This is a genomic window from Moorena sp. SIO4G3, from assembly GCF_010692305.1.
In the GTDB taxonomy this organism is placed as follows: domain Bacteria; phylum Cyanobacteriota; class Cyanobacteriia; order Cyanobacteriales; family Coleofasciculaceae; genus Moorena; species Moorena producens_A.
Window position 1 is genome coordinate 1 of record NZ_JAAHIG010000564.1, and the last position, 4,049, is coordinate 4,049.

The window sequence follows — 4,049 nt, forward strand, 5'->3', positions numbered from 1 at the left end:
TATCTTCCTGTAAAAATCCTCCCAAGCGGGACGACATTTTTCCCGGAGTTTCTGGGTTGGGGTCGTAGTAGTTATCTACATTCCAGCGTTGGGGAGGAATTTCGGTAATTGCATCCACTCCATCAGATAGTAATTGCCATAATTTTTGGGGGCTATCGGCTCCTCCAGGAAAGCGACAAGCCATACCAACAACTGCTATTGGTTCTGTTGTGGTAGACTCTAGTGCTTCTATTCTAGTTTTGGCTTCCTTAAGTGCTAAAAGGACCTGTTTTGATACAGATAGCTTTTCTTTTTTCTCTGGTGAATTGCTCATTTTTAATTGTCCTCGAGTAACGTGTTTAAGGCTGCTAATTCCTGAATAACTGAAGATTCAACATCTTCTTCTGATAAATTTTCTATCTCTAAAATTTGATTTGCTTTCTGTTGTTGAACAACAGATAACTGCGACTGCTCTATTTTATTTAACTGCCAACCAAGTACTTTTGAAGAAATGTAGTCGGCTAAACTAATAATATTTGGAAATTCAAAAGCTAACGTTTTTGGCAGAGAACAATTCAAGCTTTTTTGCAGTTGATTTCTCAGTTCCACTGTCATTAAAGAGTCCATACCCATTTCAAATAAACCTTGCTCTGGAGATAGTAGTTTAAAATCTTTGACCCCCAATACTCTAGCTACTTCATTCGTAAGATAGTCAATCAAAAGTTGATAACGCCTACTTTCAGGCTCTGCTTCTAATTGTTTTAAAATTTCTGGTTGCTGTAGTAATGACCGATCTTCTGATTCTAGTGATTTGTTTTCTATCTCTGCCAAAAGTGGTCGGTATTTTTTCGATTGATAGACTTCTTTAAATATATTCCAGTCTACCCAGGCTACCACTGTTTGGACTGTATCAGTTTCCATAAGCCAACCCAAAGCGTTAAATCCTTGCTCTGGCTGTAATGGTTTCAATCCAATTTTACTCATAGCTTGGACATAAGTTTCCTCAGAAGCCATGCCTCCCTGACCTAGACTTCCCCAATTAACACTTAATGCTGGTAGTCCTATAGAACGGCGATAGTAAGCAAATGCATCCAGGAAATGATTAGCTGCATCATAACTACCTTGAGTTTTAGCTCCCCACACTGAGCCAGCAGAAGAAAAGCAGACAAAAAAGTCCAGAGATAAATTCTTGGTTAGTTGATGTAAAATCCATGTTCCTAGTGTCTTAGGACGAAGCACGGATTCCATAGTATGAGGTTCTATCTCCTTGATCGGCAATCCACTACTACTAACACCAGCAGCATGAACAACTCCTCTTAAAGGTTTCTGTGTTGTATTGATTTCCTCTACTATTAAGGACATCTGTATTGAATCAGTGATATCAGCAGGACATACAGTTACTTTTGCCCCACTATTTTCTAACAATGTGATGATTCTAGTTTTATTCCCGTCCTCAGTATTTGCAGATAAATTAGCCCATTCTTCCCGTGGAGGAAGTCCTTTGCGCCCTGTCAGCACAAGATTTCTTGCTCCCCGCTCTACCATCCACTGGGCAAATTTTAGTCCTAAAAATCCCAAACCTCCAGTAATTAGGTAGGTAGCATCAGAGTGGAAACTCAAACTTTGAGACTTTTCCATCTGGCTACTACCCATTAAACGAGCTACATAGCGCTGCCCATCACGGAAAGATATATGATCTTCACCATCTGAATCACAAATCTCTGCTATTAAGGCAGCTACTGATTCATCAGTAGAGCTATTAGGGTCTAAATCTACCATTCCTCCCCAGAAATCAGGATGTTCAAGAGAGACGACTCTACCCATTCCCCACACAGGAGATTGAGCTAATCCAGTCATAGAACTGTTAATGCCAAGAACTGGCTGTGCTCCTTGGGTAACTAACCATAGGCAAGGCTTTTGAATAAATTCAACCTTGAGTAATGCTTGAGTCAAATGCAATATGCTACCACATCCCAGGCTTGAAGTTGACTCTAAAGTTTCTACTGTTAACTTCTCAACTTCAGAATTATCTAAACTCCATAAGTGAATAATTTCAACAGAGCTAGATACATTTGTTGTTAATGTTTCTAGTAGTTGTGAGTAATCATTTCGTTGATCTGGATTTATGGTAAATTCTGCTGGTGCTATTTGTTTATATCTCTCTCCTGCAAATACTAAAGTACAAATCTCTCCTACTGAGCGGAGTAAGGTAGCTAACTTTTGCCCCACTCCCTGAGAATCTGCTAGGATCAACCAACTCTTAGAACCATCATTCCTTTGTTCTAACTTCGTTGGAGAGCTTTGAGCTACAATTACCGTTTGCTCTGACAATGTTTCTGCCATTCCCTCCACTTCTGGCATGGTTACTACTTCGGTAAAACCTGTTTCTCTCAACACATGATGCCATTTGTCTCTACTCAACAAAGGATAATCTGGTCGTAATTCATAATCCCTGAATTTCCACCATCCTTCTAACAGTCCAAATATTAAATCTACCCATATTGTTTTAGCTGTTGCTTCATATAACACCAACATTCCCCCATCTGCTAACAGTTTTCGCACATGGGATAATGTCTGCTTCATATCTGTAGTTGCATGAAGTACATTAGCGGCAATAATTACATCATATTGATGAGCCTCAAATCCTTGAGTTGTCGGGTCTACTTCTATGTCTAAAGTTTGATACTTGATGAACTTATAATCCCGGAATTTCTCTTGAGCTTTGGCTGTAAATAATGCCCCTATATCCGTGAATGTATATTCGGTTTGCCCTTGATTTAGATGAGGTAGGATATAACTTGTGGTCCCTCCTGTTCCCGCTCCTATTTCCAACAACCGTATTCCTCGGCTTTTGGGTAATTTTGCTATAGCTTTGGTGATGGATTTTTCTACTATTGTGTTCATCACCAAAGCTACTGTTGACTCTTCATAAAGTTGAGTCGCTGTGGTCAAATCTCCTTGGGGGAACACTAACTCTACTGGGTCTATTGTTCCCCGTAATACCCCACTTAGTTTAGAGCCACAACGAGAGAGTAGTGTCAATGCTGCTGTTTCTTCTGGATATTTCTTCTGTAAACTGCTGATTTTTTCAGTCGGCTTTACTTCAGCTAAGGTTTGTGCTACTTCCCACTGCTGATTATTTGACTTGAGTATTCCTGACTCTGTTAATATTTGCAGCAAACGCTTAAATAGTGGTCGATGGGTGGGAACTACACCTAATTTTTGGGCTGCTACATCAAATGCAAAGCTTTCTGTTGGTTTGTATGACCAACCCATTGACTGTAATGCCTGTACTATATAGTCTACGCTTAATTGGTCCAAGCTTATTTCAAAAGACACTGTTGTTTCATTATCTACCTGAGTTACTAATTCTGTCAGAGTAGGAGTTAATTTTTGGTTAATTTCTATGGGAGGTATGAGGAAATCTGGTGGTAGTAGTTTACCAAAAATACTTTTGTTTCTCCACTCTACTTCATACAAGCAATTTTCTATTGATGTAGTTACTGCTGCTAATTGTTCCTGGTATTGTTTGGCTAATACGTCTAATATTTCTGGTAAAAGTTTAAGTTTTTCTGGTGAAAAATTTGCTACTGTTTCTAGTTGTTGGGTGAGAGCTTCTGTTTTTCCTTGAGTAAGTAGTTTAATAATTGGAATCTCACTAATATTTTCTGTATTTTGATGTTGTTTATGTTTGTTTTCTGTTGTTTCTACCCAATAACGTTCCCGTTGGAATGGATATGTGGGCAATGTTACTTTCTGACGATTATAATCAGAGTCAAACCCTGACCAATCTATTTTGGCTCCTTTTACATACAATTTTCCTAAGCTTGATAGCATTTGTTGCCACTCATCCACTCCCAGACGCAATGATGGCAACCATTCTCCCACATCTTCTGTTACACATTGCCTTCCCATTCCTAACAATATGGGTTTAGAGCCTATCTCCAGGAAGGTTTCATATCCTTGCTCTTCCAGAGTTTTCATACTCTGGGCAAACCTTACTGGTTGACGCACATGAGCTACCCAATATTCAGCAGTGGTTATTTCTGCACCTACTTCAGTACCTGTAA

Annotated in this window: 2 protein-coding genes; both read right to left on the reverse strand. The window is 39.3% G+C overall.

Translation table 11 applies throughout. The features are described 5' to 3' along the window. Positions 1 to 313, reverse strand: a 313-nt coding sequence (locus F6J99_RS42745; RefSeq protein WP_293122935.1) for a beta-ketoacyl synthase N-terminal-like domain-containing protein, incomplete at its 3' end; no start/stop codon positions are given. 2 nt (positions 314 to 315) lie between these two features. Next, a partial coding sequence (locus tag F6J99_RS42750; protein WP_293122938.1) for a KR domain-containing protein occupies positions 316 to 4,049 on the reverse strand: 3,734 nt, incomplete at its 5' end.